General features: G+C 74.7%; 1 protein-coding gene. It reads right to left on the bottom strand.

Features of this window, described 5'->3' with window-relative positions; all coding sequences use genetic code 11:
* Positions 1-455, bottom strand: a 455-nt coding sequence (locus LPA54_RS38405) for a CehA/McbA family metallohydrolase (RefSeq protein ID WP_228985007.1), incomplete at both ends; no start/stop codon positions are given.

Raw genomic sequence — 455 nt, 5'->3', positions numbered from 1 at the left:
CATGGCCGGAATCCAGTCGCGGCCGTCCCGCACGGACGCGACCAGTGTGCCGTCCCAGTCGGCCAGCGCCACCTCGTCGTCGGGCGTCCAGGGGCCGTTCCACACCTCGACCGCGTCGGCCTCGCCGAAGCCGAACTTCCAGTTGCAGCCGATGCAGGCTGCGTGCGGATGGGCGGGGACGACCAGGCCGCCGGCCCGGCGGATCTGCCGGGCGAACCGGCCGAAGCGGTTGTCGCGGGCCCGGTAGCGCCAGTCGACGAAGGTGCCGGGGTCGGTGCCGAGCGCCACCACGTGCCCGTTGCGGGTGGTGACCTCCTCGCCGAGCAGCACCAGCAGGTCGTCGCCCGCCGCCTCGGCCCAGTGGGCGTGCGCGGAGTGGGTGTTGTGGTCGCTGGCGTTGACGAAGTCCAGCCCGGCGGCGCGGGCGAGCGCGGCGATCTCCTCGGGGGTGCGGC

It is taken from the genome of Streptomyces sp. DH12, from assembly GCF_020873895.1.
In the GTDB taxonomy this organism is placed as follows: Bacteria; Actinomycetota; Actinomycetes; order Streptomycetales; family Streptomycetaceae; genus Streptomyces.
The sequence above is the reverse complement of the archived record's forward strand: the minus strand, read 5'-3'. Positions and strand labels throughout refer to the sequence as shown.